Consider the following 17,933-nt stretch of genomic DNA (forward strand, 5'->3'; position numbering starts at 1 on the left):
CTATCGGTAATGTCATTACAAAGGCGGAAACATCTGCGTTCAATACAAATATATAAAACTATAACATTAACTACTTTTAGTTGCCAAAAGACAACACAATGTAGTGCAATTATTTAAGTTTATATTTGTTTTTATTTAATGTTCTTCTCCTGCATCCATTCAGTCAGTTGCGTCCGCGCACGTGCATAAATCTCCGCATTGGACAGGATCTTGTCTGCTGCCTGTCGCGCCGAAATCAGGCTGCCACGCGAAGACGTGCTGGACGGATTACTCAACAATGCTTTGGCGATATCGGGATTCACCGTTTCTCCCGCAACTGCGGGCAACAGTTTTTCCTGCGACCATGGCGCCAGAAGTTTCCTGATGTCATCCTGGTTTTCCAGAACAATATTCCAGACTTCGTCAGGATGTCCGCTTTCACGTGCGACAACCGCCAGCGACCTTACGATACGTCCGTTGGGAATGCTCCCGCTATAGGCGAAGGCAACCGTACGTCGTGTCAACGCCGTGTCATGTGATGCAGCCAGCGCGCCAAAGAAACGCAGCTTCTGTTCTGTATCCGGTGCCTTGCGGATGACATTTTCGATCTGGTCATATGTTTTGCCATCCGCTTCACGCCCTGCGATCGTGGCAACGGGATCAATCAGGCTGGCGGGCAGGGATTTAGAGGATTTCAGGTATTTTTCAAAACGTCCCTGCGCCTCGATAATGATTGCGCGATCCCCGAACTGGCCCAATGCGTCGATCACCTTGGGACGCAGCAGGGTATCGGTAAAGGGTTCATCCGCACGCACATCCCAGCCAAGGCGCTGCATCTGTCCTTGAAGGATGGAACGGGCAAAATCGTGGAACCGTCCCTGCGCCGGCGTTCCCGTCATCATGACATCAAGGGCCTGCAGATGCGAAATTGTATCCTGCCAGACGGCGATATCAGCTTCCTGGGTGGCCGGAAGGTTGGCGACCAGTGACAGGTAATCCTTTAACGATGCCTGCCCGGACTGGAACATCGCAAACTCGTCACCCAGGATATTGGCACGGTCCGCCGGCCCGAAGGAAGCAAACTCCTTTTGCAGGAGCGCAAGGGATGCCGCGTCATAGCGGGTACGGTAATACCCATTTTCACCAAGGTTGATCTTGATCGCATGGTCACATCCCGCAATACGCAGGGTGGATGGGGCCTTGCCCAGCAGGATCTTGTGGACATCGCCACCAGCGGTTCCCGCAATGACCGGCACCTTCCACTTCAGCGCGGCTGCATGGGGATCATGGATGGTAAAGCGGCCCTGTGTCAGCGTCAGGACAGTTTCACCCGCCACACACCGGCGGGCAACATTGACCTGCGGGATTCCTGGCTGCTCGACAAAGCTACGCGCAACCGCGCCGATATCCTGACCCGAGGCATGCGACAGCGCGGCCCACAGGTCATCGCTGGTCGCATTGCCATAGGCATGGGCCTTCATGTAATCGCGCATGCCATCACGGAAACGGTCCTCGCCCAGCCAGTTTTCGACCATGCGGATCACCTGCTCACCCTTTTGGTAGCTGATCCGATCAAACGCGCTGCTGGCCTCGCTTACGTCATGGATGGTCTGCTGGATGGGGTGGGTGGTGGATTGTGCATCCAGCGCCATCGCCGCTTCGCGATCGGAATGCTGGCGCGGCCAGATTTCCCATCCCGGATTGAAATGATTGGTGGCCTTGGTTTCCATCCACGAGGCAAAACCCTCGTTCAACCAGATGTCATTCCACCATCCCATGGTCACAAGGTCGCCTGACCACTGGTGCGCCATTTCATGTGCGACCACCAGGTACACCCATTCACGGGTTTCGGGGGAACTACGGCTTGGGTCAAACAGGACAGCGTCGTCAATGAACGTCATCGCCCCCCAGTTTTCCATGGCCCCCGCTTCGTAATTGCCGGGAATGGCCAGCAGGTCCAGCTTGGGCAGGGGATAGGGAACGCCAAAATACTGGTTATAGTAAGGCAAGATGTCGGTTGCCGCGCCAAGCGCGTATTCACCGTTCTTCTGCTCCCCGCTGGGGGCATAAACATTGATGGGTGTGTCACCCGCCTTGCCATGCACCGCACCAAGGTCGCCAGCCACCACGGCAAGGAGATAGCTGGACATACGTGGCGTGGTGGCAAAATTGACGTATTTCGTCCTTCCTGCCGCCTTTGTGACCGAGGTGACCGGCATGTTACTGACAGCGGTATAGGCGCGCGGCACACGCACGCTCAGTTGATAGGTCGCCTTCAGGCCCGGCTCGTCCCAGCTTGGGAACATGCGACGGGCATCGGCGACTTCGAACTGCGTCACCAGCATCCGCTTTTTCCGCCCCTTCGGATCACGGTAATCGTCATAATAGATACCATTAGGGGTCTGGGGGATCGGCCCGGTATAGCGGATCGACAGCACATGCCGCCCCGCCGGAAGCTGCCCCGGGACAGGGACGCTCAACGTCGCGGTCTGGGCGGCCTCGTCTTGTGAAATCCGCAGGGCGGTGCCATCAACGCTTGCGGACTCAAGCTTCAGGCCCGCCTGATTCAATATGATCTGCCCCACCGGCTGTGTTACCGTCAGGTCGATATCTTCATGACCACTCAGTACGAGGGCCTTCATATCGGTATCGACACTGATACGATAGGCTGCGGGCACAACAGTCGTGGGCAATCCCCCCGGCGTCAGTTCGGGCGACGATGCATGGCCTGCTGCTATTGGTGCGGCGTGGGCGGCACCCCCTGCAAGCAGCGCCAGCACGGGAAGTGCCAGCATGGGCCGCATACGTGGCCCTGAAAACCTGCCTGAACCTTCGTCATCTGCAAAACGCACAATCATCCTCCGTTACGGAATGTTATTACCATTCCTGTCATAGCCACAAACCGTAACGGTTTCCTTTGTTGTTATGTAAAGTTAATGAAACAGCCAACGCAGGCATCGCATGCCGCCCACTGACCGGCCGCCATTGGGGCACCTCCACAGGTCCACACCCATGACGGGAAGGGAAGGGGGCAGCCCCCAAGATGCAGTTTTTACACCCGATCCCGCACCAAGGTGTTTTTGGGCGTTCGGAACCGACCATTGCTATGATAAGGGCAATGCAACGATAACGCCCCATGGGCAACACTGGAGTGCAATGACATGAAACGGCTTTCCTGGCGGCACCTGCCGTCACTGGCAATCATGATTGCAGGCGTATCGTCAGGTGCGCTGGCTGAACGCTGCCTTGCGGCGGACACGCACGCTGCGACAAAGGCAACCGCAACGACCGATGCCTCCGCACTGATGGTACAGACCGGCAGCGATATTCCCGCCCATGTGGTTTTCCCCACCAGCGCGCGCAATTATGTCAAGCGTGACGTCATGATCCCGATGCGCGACGGTGTGAAGCTGCATACGGTCATCGTTATCCCCAAGGATGCATCTGGCGCGCCAATCCTGCTGACGCGCACCCCCTATCATGCCTCGGCGCGGGCGAACCGCATTCCTGATGCCCCCGACATCCGCTCCATCCTGCCTGAAGGCGACGATACGTTCGTCGAAGGCGGCTATATCCGGGTGTTTCAGGACATCCGTGGCAAGTACGGCTCCGAAGGGGATTACGTCATGACCCGCCCGCCGCGTGGTCCGCTGAACCCCACGAAAACGGATGAAACCACCGATGCGTGGGATACAATTGAATGGCTGGTCCATAACCTGCCCGAAAGCAATGGCCGCGTGGGCATGCTCGGCTCTTCTTACGAAGGTTATACGGTGGTCATGGCGCTGCTTGACCCACATCCGGCATTGAAGGTTGCCGCCCCCGAAAGCCCGATGGTCGATGGCTGGATGGGTGATGACTGGTATCATTATGGCGTGTTCCGTCAGGGTGGGCTTGATTATTTCACCATGCAGATGTCCGAACGCGCGGAAGGCCATGCCATCCCGCGTATCGACCATGACGATTACACCAATTTCCTGACCGCCGGTTCCGCCGGACAGTTCGCGCATAATGCGGGGCTGGACCAATTCCCGTGGTGGCAGCGCATGCTGGCCCATCCCGCCTACGACGCCTTCTGGCAGCAGCAGGCGCTTGACCACCTGCTGGCGCAGCGCAAGACAAGCGTCCCGACCTTATGGGAACAGGGATTGTGGGATCAGGAGGACATGTGGGGCGCCATCCATACATGGCAGGCCCTTCAGGCAACGGCCCCGACCGTGCCGAATGTCCTGGTCATGGGGCCATGGCGCCACAGCCAGGTCAATTATAACGGCTCCTCCCTGGGTCCGTTACAATGGAACGGCGATACCGCTTCGCAGTTCCGGCATGATGTGCTGCGCCCCTTCTTTGACCAGTACCTGCGGCCCGGTTCCGCCACCGTTCACCTGCCCGAAGCCATTATCTATAACACCGGCAAGAACCACTGGGACTATCTCGACCGCTGGCCACTGGCATGTGACGAACATTGTCCCCATTCGCTGCAACCTTTCTACCTCCATGCGGAACATGCCCTGTCGACCCGCCAGCCCACCCATGACGAACAGGCGTCGGATCATTACATCTCGGACCCGCAGCATCCGGTTCCCTTCCTGGCCCGTCCGTTCTCCTTTGTTTCAGATTCCGATCGCTGGAAGACGTGGCTGGTGCAGGATCAGCGCTTTGCCGAAAGCCGTCCCGATGTCGTGACCTATGAAACCCCGGTCCTGACCGCGCCGGTCAAGGTCAGCGGCGTCCCGACGGCCGACATTTATGCCGCAACCACCGGGACGGATGCCGACTGGGTGGTAAAGGTCATTGACGTCAATCCGCCGACGACTGCCGACCGGCCTGAAATGGGCGGGTATGAACTGGCGGTGTCGATGGATATCTTCCGCGGACGTTACCGCCAGGGCTTTGACAAACCCACCGCCATCGTGCCGGGACAGCCGACGCGCTATCGCTTCACATTGCCGGCAGTCAATCATGTCTTTGAACCTGGGCACCGGATCATGATCCAGATCCAGTCCAGCCAGTTCCCGTTATATGACCGCAACCCGCAGAAATTTGTCCCCAATATCCTGCAAGCCACCAAGGAGGACTATACGGTTGCCACGCAGGAAATCTATCACGACCACGCCCATCCTACGGCCGTATGGCTTCCGGTCGTGCCCTGAGTGCATGTGAATGCAGAGTTCAGACAGTGACGCCGACATGGAACCCATGTCGGCGTCTGGCAGGTCCGCCGCGTTCCGGGTCGTCCTTGCCATCGAGATATGGGAGCGGTTCGGGTTTTATGGCATGCAGGCGATCCTGCTGTTGTACATGGTCCAGAAACTGGGCATGCATGACACCCAGGCCAACATGCTGTGGGGCAGTTTCGCGGCCATGACCTATGCCGCGCCGGTAGTGGGCGGATGGCTGGGTGATCAGGTGCTGGGGTCGCGACGGACAATGGTGATGGGCGCCATCATCCTTGCGACCGGCTACCTTCTGCTTGGGGGGATGACGGGCAACGCACATTCCCTGTTCCTCGGGATGGCCGTCATTGCGGTGGGAAACGGTTTTTTCAAACCCAACTCCTGCAACACGGTCAACCTGATCTATCGCGATCAGGAACAGAAGCTCGATGTGGCCTTTACGATATATTACATGTCGGTCAATATCGGCTCCACCTTCTCCCTTGTCCTGACACCATGGCTGCAACAGACATATGGTTGGGCCACGGCGTTCACATCATGTGGTGTTGGGCTGGTGCTGGGGATCGTGGCCTATTTCCTGCGCCGCCGCAGGCTGGATGGCATTGGCACCACGCCGGATTTCACACACGTCCCCCTGCGTCGCACCATCACGATCGCCGCGGCGACGCTGGCGGCCATCGCGGTCATCGCCCGCATCTTTGAATCCAATTCAATTCAGGGAATGCTGGTCATCGCGTCCGGCCTGACGATCATGGCGGCATGGATATTCCTGTATGTCCGCGCCGCACCGCATGAACGTCCCGGCCTGAAGATCATATATCTGCTGACATTTGAAGTTGCGCTCTACTTCGTCTTCTATCAGCAGATGGTGACGTCGCTGACATTATTTACCCTGCGCAATGTCAGCAAGGATTTCACCCTGTTCGGACTGCATCTGTTTTCCATGTCGGCGGGCCAGTTCCAGGCGTTCAATCCCTTTTGGATCATGCTGGGCACCCCCATGCTGATCACGATATATAACTGGCTGGGACGCCGAAACGCAGATATCAGCATCGCCGGGAAATTCGTCATCGGCTTTGCCTGTGTCACCCTGTCATTCGTGATGTGGTGGATCAGCACGCGCCTGTGTGCGACCGACCAGGTCTCACCATGGTGGATGCTGTTCGGATATGCTCCCCTGTCGATCGGGGAACTGATGCTCAACAGCCTCGGGCTTGCCGCGATCGCCCGATATGTTCCCCAACGTATCAGCGCCTTCATGGCGGGCTGTTTTTATGTGCTGATCGGGTTTGCCATGTATGTCGGCAGCATGGTTGCCAATCTGGCGGCGATCGACAATGCGGGGGAAAGTAGTACTGATGCAGCACAGACGCTGGTGATCTATGGGACGCTGTTTCGTAACCTTGCCTTTGTGGCCGGGGCGGCAACCCTTGTATTCGCACTCCTGCTGCCACTGGTGCGGGGCTGGGAACGCGCGCGGCAAGCATAGGGGGCGCCTGACACTCACGTGGCGCCCTGAATATTTTTCCTAAATCCTATGAAAGATGCCGCCTTTTTCAAACAAGGCGACATCTGGATTACGGTCAGGCAGATGAACTAGAGCAGATCCTGTTTGAATGCGTGCATTCAAACAGGTGAAGATGCCCGTAAAAACAATAAACTGGAGCAGTTTCACCGAACCGGTTTTCGGTAAAAATGCTCTAGAGGCACAGCATACGGTCAAGGAATATCCGCGCCCGCGTGCTGCGCGGGGCCTCGAAAAAAGACGTGGCAGGGGTGGTTTCAAGTATCCTGCCACGATCCATAAAAACGATGCGATCGGCCACATGGCGGGCAAACCCCATTTCGTGGGTGACGAAAATGGTCGTGATACCTGCGGCACATAATTCATTGATGATGTTCATCACCCCACGGATGGCTTCCGGGTCAAGGGCGGCCGTCGGTTCGTCAAACAGCATGATCCGGGGCTGCATACATAATGCGCGTGCGATTGCCACGCGCTGCTGCTGTCCCCCGGAAAGCTGATGCGGATACATCTCCGCCTGTTCACTGATACCCACCTGCTCCAGAAAGCCGAGTGCAAGGGCACGCGCCTGCATCAGCGGCATATCGCGTACAAGCCGTGGGGCAAGGGTGCAATTATCAAGCACACTCAGGTGCGGAAACAGGTGATATGTCTGGAAAACCAGCCCCACCATACCCCGCAGCTTCACAAGGTCGGTCGTGCGGTCGATCACCTGTCCATCAATTGACAGGGTGCCACTGTCATGCACCTCTGTCTGGTTAAAACAGCGGATCAGGGTGGATTTACCCGCCCCAGAGGGGCCAAGGACGGCGATCTTCTCTCCTTTGAGGATATCAAGGTCGATATTGTCCAGCAGGTACATCTCCCCGCGTTTCCTGCATAACGCACGGGCCGCCACGACAATGGGCCGTGGCACCATCACGGGGTCGGAATCAACGTTCATGCGCACCTGCCCCATGGATCGGCCGCCCAAGGCGATGTTCCATGATTTTCTGCAACATGATAAAAAACAGCACCATCAACAGGTAATAGACAAGAGCCGCCGCATAATATTCGCTGAATTCGAAACTCCGCGCGACCTCCACCTGCGCCACGGACAGAAGCTCGTGCAGTGAAATGACAGATGCAAGCGAGGTCGTCTTCAGCAGGGTAATAAAGTCATTGAGCGTGGGGGGCAGGGCAATGCGCAATGCCTGTGGGAAGACCACATGGCGATATGTCTGCCCCGTTCCCATTCCCAACGCACGTGCCGCCGCAATCTGCCCCGCATCCACCGCCACAAGGGCAGAGCGGTTGATTTCCGCCTGATAGGCACTCTCATTCAACGACAGGGATATCCACGCAGCAAGAAAGGGTGAAAACCATGCCTCCCTGAATATGGGACAGAACTGCGGCAATGCGTTCCATACAAACAGGAGCTGCAGCAGGGTTGGTACTGCGCGGAATATATAGATGTACAGGCCCAGCAGCGCACGTACAGGGCCCGGCTTCCCCCCAAGCCGCAGGGCGATGGGAATGGAAATGATGATGGCCGTCACATGCGACGCCAGTGCCAGCAGGAGTGTCACACCCGCACCACGAAGAAATGCCCCCGATGCCAGCGCACGGAAAAAATCCCCCCATGCAAAGGTGATGACAGGCCCGGCTGTCAGGTCCGTGGCACCGACCGGGTTGATCGACCACCTGCGCGCAATGGCATTGATCTGCCCATTGGCAGACAAAACGGCAATCGCATGCCGCAGGGCCTCATGGTCCTGCGCGTCCTTGTGCATATATAGGGCAAACTGCCGATAATCCGTATCATCGGTACGCAGGATGATATGCACCCTGCCATGAAGCTGCTTCTGGCGAAAATATATCTCCACATCCTGGCTGATGAAGGCAAAATCCCGCCCCAGCAGAACCTGCTGCACCACGTTTTCCTCGGTGGGGTACTGCTGGATTTCAATGGGCGCTCGATGCTGCGCCACAAGCTGCTCATTCAGATGCTCGACCATGGCGGTGTAACTGGTGCCCGCCTGCACGGCAATACGCCGGCCCGACAGGTCGGACATACGATCTATCGGTGGCGTCGCCGCCGGTGCGACAACCACCAGCGCCGTATCCAGATAGGGAACCGCATCAAAACTCCGCTCCCGACTGGGCAGGCGCGTAACCCCGCTTGCGACAAGCCCGCACCTGCCCGCCACGAGGGATGGGAACAGCCCCACGAAATCCATGGAGGATACCTCCAGCCGTACATGCCAGTATCCCGCCAGCGCACGGGCAAGGTCGATATCCACACCGGAGGGCATGTCCGTATCACCCCCCGCATGTTTCATGAAAGTCATGGGCGGCAGCGTGGGATTGGTACAGACGTTCAGGACGCCATCATGGATGAACCCCGGCACAGGGGACGATTGCGCCCGGAGCAGGCACCCGGGAAAAAACAACAAAAGAAGACAGAAACAAACGAACTGAAGGCCCGTAACTGCATGAGGGGTGGAAGATCTCAATATGAGTCTTCCAGTATCGTGCGGAATGTTTCGATCATCATGCTTGTATCGGGGGACGGGCGCACCAGGAAATGAAAGCTGGTCATCAGACGCAGGCTGTCGGGCGCGATCTGGCGCAACAGCCCGTCATCAACCAGGGGCCGGGCATATGCCTCTGGCAGGAAACCAATATAATTCCCCGAAAGAATCAGCAGGGCACGGGCATCCACGTTTTCCGCGCCAGCACAAAACGTCATCTGCCCCCTGATCCGGTCCCATGCGGCAGAAGAAACCGCGCTGGAAACCTCGATCATGCGCTGCTGTTTCAGGATATCAAACGTAATGTCCGCTTCTTCCACCCGTGCCAGTGGATGCGTCATGGCGCAGTACAGACCAAGGGATTCCGTAAACAGCGCCGTACTTTGCATATCCGGCCGATGATGCCCATGCAGCACGATGCCCGCCGTGGCGCGCCCATCAAGCACCGCAAGTTCCACTTCACGCGGGGATGCGGAACACATATTCATGAAAACCGCGGGATGGCGCGCGGTAAAGGTCTTGATGGCGCGTATGACCGCCGTTTCGCCGTGAATCAGGATATTATCTGGCATATACAGCGAAAAACGCCCCGACAGGATACCGCTTGCCGTATTGATGCGCTGCTGGAAACGCTCGATATCCGTCAGCAACTCCTCCGTGGCCTCCAGCACCATGCGCCCTTCACCCGTCAGGGCAAAGCCGCTGCGCCCGCGCTGGCACAGCTTGATGTTGAGGCGGCTTTCCAGGGCAGAGATATCAATGCTGATGGAAGACTTGCTTTTGCCCAGCGCGATTTCGGCTGCGGAGAATCCGCCGCGTTCGGCAACGGTGCGAAAGACACGCAGCAGCCTGAGGTCCACTTCGGCCACCTGGCCACGGAAACCACCACCCCGGCGTCGGCCCGCGGCCATCCGCTTTGTGGATGGCAGGGAAGGGGAGGAAAGGGTCATTAATGGGGCTGTCATGTGCGTCGGGGTCCGTCCATGGTGCCTGCGGGATAACGCTCAGGATGTCTTCAGTCAGATGGATATGACTGGCAAAGTCCGCTGATCGTTACTTGCCCGCTCCAGATTGTCCAGAGAATGCAACAATATGTGTCTGCGCACAAACAGGTTTTTTGATTTCGTGTGGTTAATAAAAAACCAAAGTGAACTCTGTATCATTCCTATCCCGTCATATCTGCCGCATTGCTACGCTGCTGTCTTTCCCTGCGATGCGGGGGTGCTTTTATCTGCGGGATTGTGACGTAATGAATACAAACCACTGGTTCATAGACAGCGAAAGCGGCGATCTGGCCGATGTGCTGTTGTGCCGGCCGGAACATTATTCATGGATACCAAGCAACGATATCGCGATTCAGACGCTGGCCCGTGGCCAGCGCACCAATCATGCGGACATGCTGTCACAGTTTGAGGAGCTGGTAGACGCCCTGCGCATGGCGGACGTCAACTGCCATTTCCTGACGCCACAACCCGGCATGCCGTACGAGGTATATACCCGTGACAGTTCACAGACCACGCCATTCGGCACGGTCATTACCCGTCTGGCGCGTCCCGAACGCCGCGCGGAAGAAGGACCGGTGCGGCAGTTCCATGCGTCGGGTGAAGTCTGGAAAACCTGCACCCAGGGCCATATCGAAGGCGGCGACATACATTTCATACGTCCCGGCCTGCTGGTTGTGGGCGTAAGCGGTGGGCGCACCGACGAAGTCGGCGCGCGGCAGTTCACAGACTGGTTCACGCAAGAAGGCTGGACCTGCCGCCTGATCCGATTCCCGGCACATTTCCTGCATCTGGATGTCATCTTTACAATGATCAATGATGATACGGCCATCGCCGTCACTGATGTCCTGCCTGATGCCGACCTCGCATGGTTGCGGGCGCAGGGCATACGCCTGCTGTCCGTCACTTATAAGGAAGCAATGGAGGGCATGGGATGCAATGTCCTCGCCCTTGGGAAGGGACGGGTCATCAGCCCGCATCACAGCACGCGAATCAACCAGATGATGCGTGCGGAAGGGATGGAGGTCCTGACACCACATCTTGACCAGTTTTCGCGCGGCGGGGGCAGCGTGCATTGCATGACGATGCCCCTGCGCCGGGCCCCCATCGGGGGATGAGCATCCCACGCGACCATGTTCATAAGGCAACACCCGCGATGGCAACATGATCATTACGATATGTTTTTCATAATGGAACTTGATCGTAACGAATAACCCTGCATGATGCGTATTCATAATGATGGCCGTGGGATGTCGCGTGCCATCACCCTGATATAACGAGGAACGCATATATGAATACGGATGCGACTTTGTCGGCTGACGCCCAACGCGACCTGTTGCAGCGGGGATATTCGCGTCGGCAGTTTGGCCGGATCGGGGCGCTTCTGGGCACGGGCCTTGCGCTGGCGTCCCTGCCGGGACGGATCGCGCAGGCACGCGGGGTTGTGGCGTCGGCAGGCGATAACGCAGGCAAGGTGCTGATTGACAGCAACGAATGGTGGACCGGCCCCATGGAAGAAGGCGTCCGTGCCGGCGTCGCCATGGTGGCGCAGGGAAATCGTTACTGGCCCAACGGCAACCGTCAGGCACTGATCAAGGCTGTGGCCGAGATCGAGGGCGTACCGGCTGACCATATCATGCCATGGCCGGGATCTGGTGATCCGCTATGTCGCACCATCGTGACGTTCTGTTCACCGCAACGCGGGCTTGTCACGCTGGACCCGACCTATGAACCCTCATGGGAAACGGCCGAATGGCTGAAGGTCCCGCTGGCGAAGGTTCCTCTGCGGCGCGAAAAACACTGGAAAACGGATGTACGCGCCATGCTGGCGGCCGATCCGAACGCAGGTGTTTATTATATCTGCTCGCCAAACAATCCCACCGGCACGGTGACACCCATCGAAGATATCGAATGGCTGCTTGCCCATAAACCGGCAGGGTCGATCATCCTGGTGGATGAAGCGTATATCCATTTTTCGGGCACACGCAGCGCCGCCTCCCTTGTGGCAGCGGGCAAGGATGTGATCGTATTGCGCACATTCTCCAAACTATTTGGCATGGCAGGACTGCGCCTTGGCCTCAGTATGGGGCGTCCTGACCTGCTGGAAAAAATGATGCGCTATGACGGATTTTCACAATCCTTCATGCTCTCCACCGTGGCACTTGCAACCGGACTTGCCAGTGTCACGCGCGCGCAGGAAATCATCCAGCGTCGCAACCAGATGATTGCCAATCGGGAAATGACATTCGCACACCTGCGCCAGCGTGGGATCTCCTATATCCCCAGTATGGCGAACATGTTCATCGTTGACTGGAAACGCCCGGCCAAACCCGTGCGGGAAGCATTTGCAAAACAGGGTGTCCTTATCGGGCGTAACTGGCCCATATGGCCAAACTGTTCACGCATCACCGTAGGATCCGAAAGTGACATGCAAAGTTTCTGCAAGGCGCTCGATGTTGTCATCGCCTAATTCCACCATCACGGGGAACATGCCCGACGGTTCCCCCCATACACCACCATCACCCCGGTCAACCGTCACGGAACAGGCGCTGCGCCGCGAACTTGCCGCGGCCTATCGCCTGGTGGCGCATTTCGGGATGACCGACCTTGTCTATACCCATCTGTCGGCACGACTGCCGGGGGTGCGACATGCCTATCTGGTCAACCCGTATGGTTTCCTGTTTGAGGAAATAACCGCATCTTCACTGGTCACGGTCGATGCCGACGGCCATCCCCGCCAGCCAACCGCACATCCCATAAACCCGGCGGGGTTTGTGATTCATTCCGCCATCCATCGCGCCCGGCCTGATGCCGCATGCGTCATGCATACCCACACCATCGCGGGCATGGCGGTTGCGGCACAGGATCGTAAGATCCTGCCCATCAACCAGATCAGCATGGAATTCCATGACCGCATCGGTTTCCATGCCTATGAGGGGCTGGCTGCGGAAGACAACCTGAGTGAACGCGAACGTCTTGTCCGCGACCTAGGGCAGAACCATGGACTGATCCTGCAAAATCATGGGCTGTTGACCGTGGGACGCACGGTGGCGGAATGTTTTTACCGCATGTACTACCTTGAACAGGCCTGCCGTATCCAGGTCGCGGCCCAGTCCACCGGCACATCGCTGCATTTCCCATCCCCCGCCAGCATCCTGCGCGCACGCCAGCAGTTCGAAGATGATACAGACCAGGGGCAACTGATATGGCAGGCGCTGCTTCGCAAACTCGACCGCGAACAGCCGGACTACCAGACCTGACCCCCTGACCATACGGTTACGGATGGGGATGGATGTCCCATCCCCATCCGACTGCGTCCCCTGACATTTTCCAACAGGCCAATTTTAACGACTGCCCTGTGCCATGGGTTTCCCGCGCTCGCGGCATTGTAATCTCTATGCTATGAAAAATTGTCGTCACTACAAGATATAGCCTATTGCATATTTTGTAGCAGTGACATTGAATGATGTGGCGACAAAGTTTTCAGGCAGGTTCCCATGTCCACTCCCCCCACCACGCCGCCCACGACACATGCCTGGCGTTTCACACGACAGGGAGCCGACAGCCGGAGCCTGCCGGAAGTCCATTCCAGCATTCACGTCCCCAACAGCAGCGCCCTGTGGTGGCGTCGTTTCCTTGCCTTCATCGGCCCCGGATACATGATATCGGTTGGGTATATGGACCCAGGCAACTGGGCCACCGACCTGCAGGGCGGATCGCAGTTCGGTTATCACCTGTTATGGGTAATCATGCTGTCGAACCTGATGGCGATCGTGCTTCAGGCCCTCGCGGCGCGATTGGGGATCGTAACCGGCCGGGACCTTGCACAGGCATGCCGGGACCATTTTTCGCCGGTGATCAGTTACGCCCTGTGGGTGTCATGTGAACTGGCGATCATCGCGTGTGACCTGGCAGAGGTGATCGGAACCGCAGTCGCGCTGCAACTCCTTTTTGGCCTTCCGCTGATCGGGGGATGCGTGGTGTCCATCGCGGACGCCTTTATCGTCCTGCTGCTGATGCAGCGCGGCTTTCGCTATCTTGAGGCCTTTATAATCGGACTCCTGATTATCATCGCAGGCTGTTTCGTGGTGCAGATCATCGCAGCCGTCCCCTCGATTTCCGCGATGCTGCATGGCTTCGTGCCCACAACGCAGATCCTGACCGACCCGTCCATGCTGTATATCGCCATCGGCATCATCGGGGCGACGGTCATGCCCCATAACCTTTATCTGCATTCATCCATCGTCCAGACCCGCGCATTCGAACGCACCCCGACCGGACAGCGCGACGCCATCAAGTGGTCCACACTCGACAGCACGATTGCCCTTGTGCTGGCGCTGTTCATCAATGCCGCGATCCTGATCGTGGCAGCAGCGGCATTTCATGGCAGCGGCCATCAGGACGTGGCCGAAATCTCGGATGCCTACCGTCTGCTGTCGCCCGTGCTGGGGGTGGCGATCGCCTCGACCCTGTTTGCTACAGCCCTGCTGGCAGCGGGCATGAACTCGACAATAACCGGGACGCTGGCGGGACAGATCATTATGGAAGGGTTCCTTCACCTGTCCCTGCCTGCGTGGGCGCGTCGCCTGCTGACACGTGGCCTTGCGGTCATTCCTGTCCTGTTCGTCACGCTGTTTTATGGCGAGCATGGCGTGGGGGAACTGCTGATGTTCAGCCAGGTTATCTTGTCCATGCAGTTGCCGTTCGCGGTCATCCCGTTGGTGATGTTCGTATCAGACCGTGAAAAAATGGGGGAATTCACGATTTCGCCCGTCATGAAGGTCCTGGCATGGGTCATAGCCACCATCATCCTTGTCCTTAACTTCAAGCTGCTGTGGGACACCGTGACGTCTGCATCCTGAGTGAGATCAGCACGTCACGCCACACCATTCGTGCAAAGAGGGAACATGACAGGCCTATCCCATACGGCGGCCCCACCAGCGCAGGTGCATCTTGGCGCCCGACACACAGCGCCGGATTATTATATGGGCCGCCTTGTCATCATCGTCATGGCAATCGCGTGCATGACTCTGTTTTTCATCCTTCAATAACGCCGCGATCTGGCCACGCCACACAGGCATATGCATCAAAACGCATGCCTTCTTCTGGACGTGCGCGCGCATGTCGATTATTTTCCGGCATATGCCGGAGCCGGTTGCGCATCTGCTCCTGAAACGCGAATGAGACGGAAGAGCTGATGCCAGGCAAATCGTACGACCTTGTTTTAAAAAACGGGACTGTCGTCCTTCCCGATCAGACCGTGATGACGGATATTTTCGTCCATGATGGGCGCATTGTACAAATTGGCGGTACCGGGAATGCGCAACGTACGCTGCAATGTGATGGCCTGACCATCCTTCCTGGGGTGATCGACACGCAGGTCCATTTCCGCGAACCCGGCCCCGGTGATGCAGAAGACCTGGAATCCGGCAGTCGTGCGGCCGTGCTGGGCGGGGTAACGGGGGTGTTCGAAATGCCCAATACCCGTCCCCCCACCGATACCCCCGACGCCGTCACTGACAAGCTGGCCCGCGCACGGGGACGGATGTGGTGCGAACACGCGTTTTATGTGGGGGCCACAACTGACAACGCGGAACAGTGCGGGGAACTGGAAAAACTGCCGGGCACGGCGGGGATCAAGATTTTCATGGGTTCGTCCACCGGCAGCCTTCTGGTCTCTGATGATCGCATCCTTGAACGCGTCCTGCGTTCTGGCTCCCGCCGTGTTGCGATCCATGCAGAGGACGAAGACCGGCTGCTTGAACGGGTTAACCATCGCGTGGCGGGGGATCCGTCCTCCCATCCTGTCTGGCGGGACGAGGAAACGGCGATGCGGGCGACACAACGCATCGTCGCCCTGGCGCGCAAGACAGGCCGACGTATCCATGTCCTGCATGTCACGACGCCAGCAGAATTGGAATTCCTTGCCGCGAACAAGGATATTGCAAGCTGCGAGGTCACGCCGCAGCATCTGACCCTCGCGGCGGAGGAGGCCTATCCCGAACTCGGCACGCTGGCACAGATGAACCCGCCGATCCGCAACCGTGCGGCGCGCGATGGTCTGTGGCACTGGATGGGACAGGGGGTTCCTGACATCATCGGGTCCGACCACGCCCCCCACACCATAACGGCAAAAGAGCGATCCTATCCCGACTCCCCATCAGGGATGCCTGGGGTGCAGACGCTGCTGCCCCTTATGCTGGACCATGTTGCCCATGGGCGCCTGACACTGCGCAAGGTTGTGGACATGACCTCCGCCGGTCCACAGCGCCTGTTCGGGCTGGTGCGAAAGGGACGGATCGCCGTTGGTTATGACGCCGATTTTTCGATTGTCGATCCACAGGCCCGGTGGGAAATCAGGCAGGACTGGCTGGCATCACGATGTGGATGGTCTCCCTTTGTCGGTCGTACACTGACGGGTCGCCCCGTTGGCACCATTATCCGTGGCAATACCGTCATGTGGGAAGGGGAGTTGCCGGGCAAGGCAATCGGCCAGCCCTTCCGCTTTGACGCAACAGACCGGCCCCCGACAGTAAAATAGGACTGTATGATCTCGTACGGGGAACCTGGTGCTTATATCCGGCGCTTAGGTATAAAGCAGGTTAATCGCCTAAAATACAAAACCCATAATTTTATCAGTTTTTTCAATAAGTTCTTTTCAAGGCGACTCTGAAGACGGATTTGGGATGGTATGTAGATAATAGAATTATAGACCTCTACTCTCTTGATTTTCTCAACACACCACAATCCCACAGGATCACCCAACCGTCATGCCGGAAGCTACATGCAGATAAGTTCACGTGCGGCTGTGGCATTCCTGATTACATGCAGCCTGACGTCCCCGGGACATGCACAACCCGTTTCGCCTGACATCGCACAGGAAATGAATGACCTACGCTCGGCGATAAAAACGGAACTTGGGTCACAGGCCGTGCATCTCAACAGCAACCTGACCGACAAAGATCTTGCGCAGGCGAAACAGATTCTCGATGGGACGCATCTCTGGCCGGATACACCGCAGATCATACTGGTCGTGGACCGTTCCGAACGGGTGCAGCGATTGTGGATTGCCGTGGGGGGAGGGGAGCTTGAAAAGCTGACCGCGCTGGGTTCGGTCCGTGTCAGTACGGGACGTCCCGGCCGAACGGAGCATTTTCGTACCCCCGTTGGGGTCTTCATAAATGACGGGCAGATCTATGGTTATCGCGCGCAGGGAACGAAAAACGAATTCGGAGTGCGTGGAAATGGTAACAAAGGCATGCGCGTATGGGACTTTGGCTGGCAAACGACCGAGGACTGGCGCAAAAAGGACACGGTCGCGGTCGTGCGGCTGGAAATGCATGCAACCGATCCCGACCTGTTGGAAGGGCGTCTGGGCCGATCAGATTCCGAAGGCTGCATCCGCATTCCCTCGCGCTTTAATACGTTCCTTGACCATCATGGCCTGATTGATCGCGACCTCGATCATCTGATCCATGATGGACAGAATGCACGCGCCCTCCAGGCGCTGCTTGGCGCAAGCCACGATCCTGCCCCCCTTGCTGGGGACAGGGTGGTTGTGATCGATTCATCACAAACAGATGCGCAACTTTCGGACCCGGAACGGGCACGGAAGATACAAGATGATTTTGCAAAATTCCTTGCACAATCACAAAATCCCAATCCCAATCCCAATCCCAATCCCAATCCCAATTCTGCTCCTGCTCCTGCTCCTGCTCCTGCTCCTGCTCCTGCTCCT

General features: G+C 57.6%; 12 protein-coding genes. 8 read left to right on the forward strand and 4 right to left on the reverse strand.

Features of this window, described 5'->3' with window-relative positions:
- Nucleotides 1-131 precede the first annotated feature (131 nt).
- Nucleotides 132-2,783 carry a M1 family metallopeptidase gene (locus B7G66_RS04640; protein WP_040511946.1) on the reverse strand — a complete coding sequence of 884 codons (2,652 nt, stop codon included), beginning with the start codon at nucleotides 2,781-2,783 and terminating at the stop codon, nucleotides 132-134.
- Nucleotides 2,784-3,140: 357 nt separating this feature from the next.
- On the opposite strand from B7G66_RS04640, the gene B7G66_RS04645 reads away from it, so the two are divergent.
- Nucleotides 3,141-5,132, forward strand: coding sequence for a CocE/NonD family hydrolase (locus tag B7G66_RS04645; protein ID WP_003619990.1), 1,992 nt, complete (start codon nucleotides 3,141-3,143; stop codon nucleotides 5,130-5,132).
- Nucleotides 5,133-5,142: 10 nt separating this feature from the next.
- Nucleotides 5,143-6,645 (forward strand): peptide MFS transporter, encoded by a 1,503-nt coding sequence (locus tag B7G66_RS04650; protein WP_003619992.1) that lies wholly within the window; start codon nucleotides 5,143-5,145, stop codon nucleotides 6,643-6,645.
- Nucleotides 6,646-6,856: 211 nt separating this feature from the next.
- Here B7G66_RS04650 and B7G66_RS04655 read toward each other — a convergent pair whose 3' ends face one another.
- From B7G66_RS04655 to B7G66_RS04665, 3 genes are all read right to left on the reverse strand, one after another.
- Complete coding sequence (locus B7G66_RS04655; protein WP_048858877.1) at nucleotides 6,857-7,624, reverse strand: amino acid ABC transporter ATP-binding protein; 768 nt, start codon at nucleotides 7,622-7,624, stop codon at nucleotides 6,857-6,859.
- Complete coding sequence (locus tag B7G66_RS04660) at nucleotides 7,614-9,071, reverse strand: ABC transporter substrate-binding protein/permease (protein WP_003619995.1); 1,458 nt, start codon at nucleotides 9,069-9,071, stop codon at nucleotides 7,614-7,616. The genes B7G66_RS04655 and B7G66_RS04660 overlap by 11 nt, the downstream gene beginning before the upstream one ends.
- A 101-nt stretch (nucleotides 9,072-9,172) precedes the next feature.
- Nucleotides 9,173-10,144, reverse strand: coding sequence for a LysR family transcriptional regulator (locus B7G66_RS04665; protein ID WP_003619997.1), 972 nt, complete (start codon nucleotides 10,142-10,144; stop codon nucleotides 9,173-9,175).
- A gap of 299 nt (nucleotides 10,145-10,443) precedes the next feature.
- Here B7G66_RS04665 and B7G66_RS04670 point away from each other — a divergent pair, with 299 nt between their 5' ends.
- From B7G66_RS04670 to B7G66_RS04700, 6 genes are all read left to right on the forward strand, one after another.
- On the forward strand, nucleotides 10,444-11,313 hold the full coding sequence (locus B7G66_RS04670; RefSeq protein WP_003619999.1) for a dimethylarginine dimethylaminohydrolase family protein: 870 nt from the start codon (nucleotides 10,444-10,446) through the stop codon (nucleotides 11,311-11,313).
- A 173-nt stretch (nucleotides 11,314-11,486) separates the two neighbouring features.
- Nucleotides 11,487-12,665, forward strand: coding sequence for a pyridoxal phosphate-dependent aminotransferase (locus B7G66_RS04675; protein ID WP_003620001.1), 1,179 nt, complete (start codon nucleotides 11,487-11,489; stop codon nucleotides 12,663-12,665).
- A gap of 19 nt (nucleotides 12,666-12,684) precedes the next feature.
- On the forward strand, nucleotides 12,685-13,455 hold the full coding sequence (locus tag B7G66_RS04680; RefSeq protein ID WP_048858879.1) for a class II aldolase/adducin family protein: 771 nt from the start codon (nucleotides 12,685-12,687) through the stop codon (nucleotides 13,453-13,455).
- A gap of 237 nt (nucleotides 13,456-13,692) precedes the next feature.
- Nucleotides 13,693-15,057, forward strand: a complete 1,365-nt coding sequence (locus B7G66_RS04685) for an Nramp family divalent metal transporter (RefSeq protein ID WP_003620004.1) — start codon at nucleotides 13,693-13,695, stop codon at nucleotides 15,055-15,057.
- Between the two features lie 335 nt (nucleotides 15,058-15,392).
- Complete coding sequence (locus B7G66_RS04695; protein WP_003620008.1) at nucleotides 15,393-16,736, forward strand: dihydroorotase; 1,344 nt, start codon at nucleotides 15,393-15,395, stop codon at nucleotides 16,734-16,736.
- Between the two features lie 243 nt (nucleotides 16,737-16,979).
- Nucleotides 16,980-17,933: L,D-transpeptidase (locus B7G66_RS04700; protein WP_239016123.1), on the forward strand; the 954-nt coding region annotated here is incomplete at its 3' end.

This window comes from Novacetimonas hansenii JCM 7643, from assembly GCF_000964405.1.
GTDB classification, from domain to species: Bacteria; Pseudomonadota; Alphaproteobacteria; order Acetobacterales; family Acetobacteraceae; genus Novacetimonas; species Novacetimonas hansenii.

Coding starts and splice junctions, on each gene's coding strand:
- B7G66_RS04645 (WP_003619990.1), top strand. CDS start 3,141: ATGAAACGGCTTTCCTGGCGGCACCTGCCGTCACTGGCAATCATGATT.
- B7G66_RS04665 (WP_003619997.1), bottom strand. CDS start 10,144: ATGACCCTTTCCTCCCCTTCCCTGCCATCCACAAAGCGGATGGCCGCG.
- B7G66_RS04685 (WP_003620004.1), top strand. CDS start 13,693: ATGTCCACTCCCCCCACCACGCCGCCCACGACACATGCCTGGCGTTTC.
- B7G66_RS04640 (WP_040511946.1), bottom strand. CDS start 2,783: ATGCGGCCCATGCTGGCACTTCCCGTGCTGGCGCTGCTTGCAGGGGGT.
- B7G66_RS04670 (WP_003619999.1), top strand. CDS start 10,444: ATGAATACAAACCACTGGTTCATAGACAGCGAAAGCGGCGATCTGGCC.
- B7G66_RS04675 (WP_003620001.1), top strand. CDS start 11,487: ATGAATACGGATGCGACTTTGTCGGCTGACGCCCAACGCGACCTGTTG.
- B7G66_RS04655 (WP_048858877.1), bottom strand. CDS start 7,624: ATGAACGTTGATTCCGACCCCGTGATGGTGCCACGGCCCATTGTCGTG.
- B7G66_RS04680 (WP_048858879.1), top strand. CDS start 12,685: ATGCCCGACGGTTCCCCCCATACACCACCATCACCCCGGTCAACCGTC.
- B7G66_RS04650 (WP_003619992.1), top strand. CDS start 5,143: ATGCAGAGTTCAGACAGTGACGCCGACATGGAACCCATGTCGGCGTCT.
- B7G66_RS04695 (WP_003620008.1), top strand. CDS start 15,393: ATGCCAGGCAAATCGTACGACCTTGTTTTAAAAAACGGGACTGTCGTC.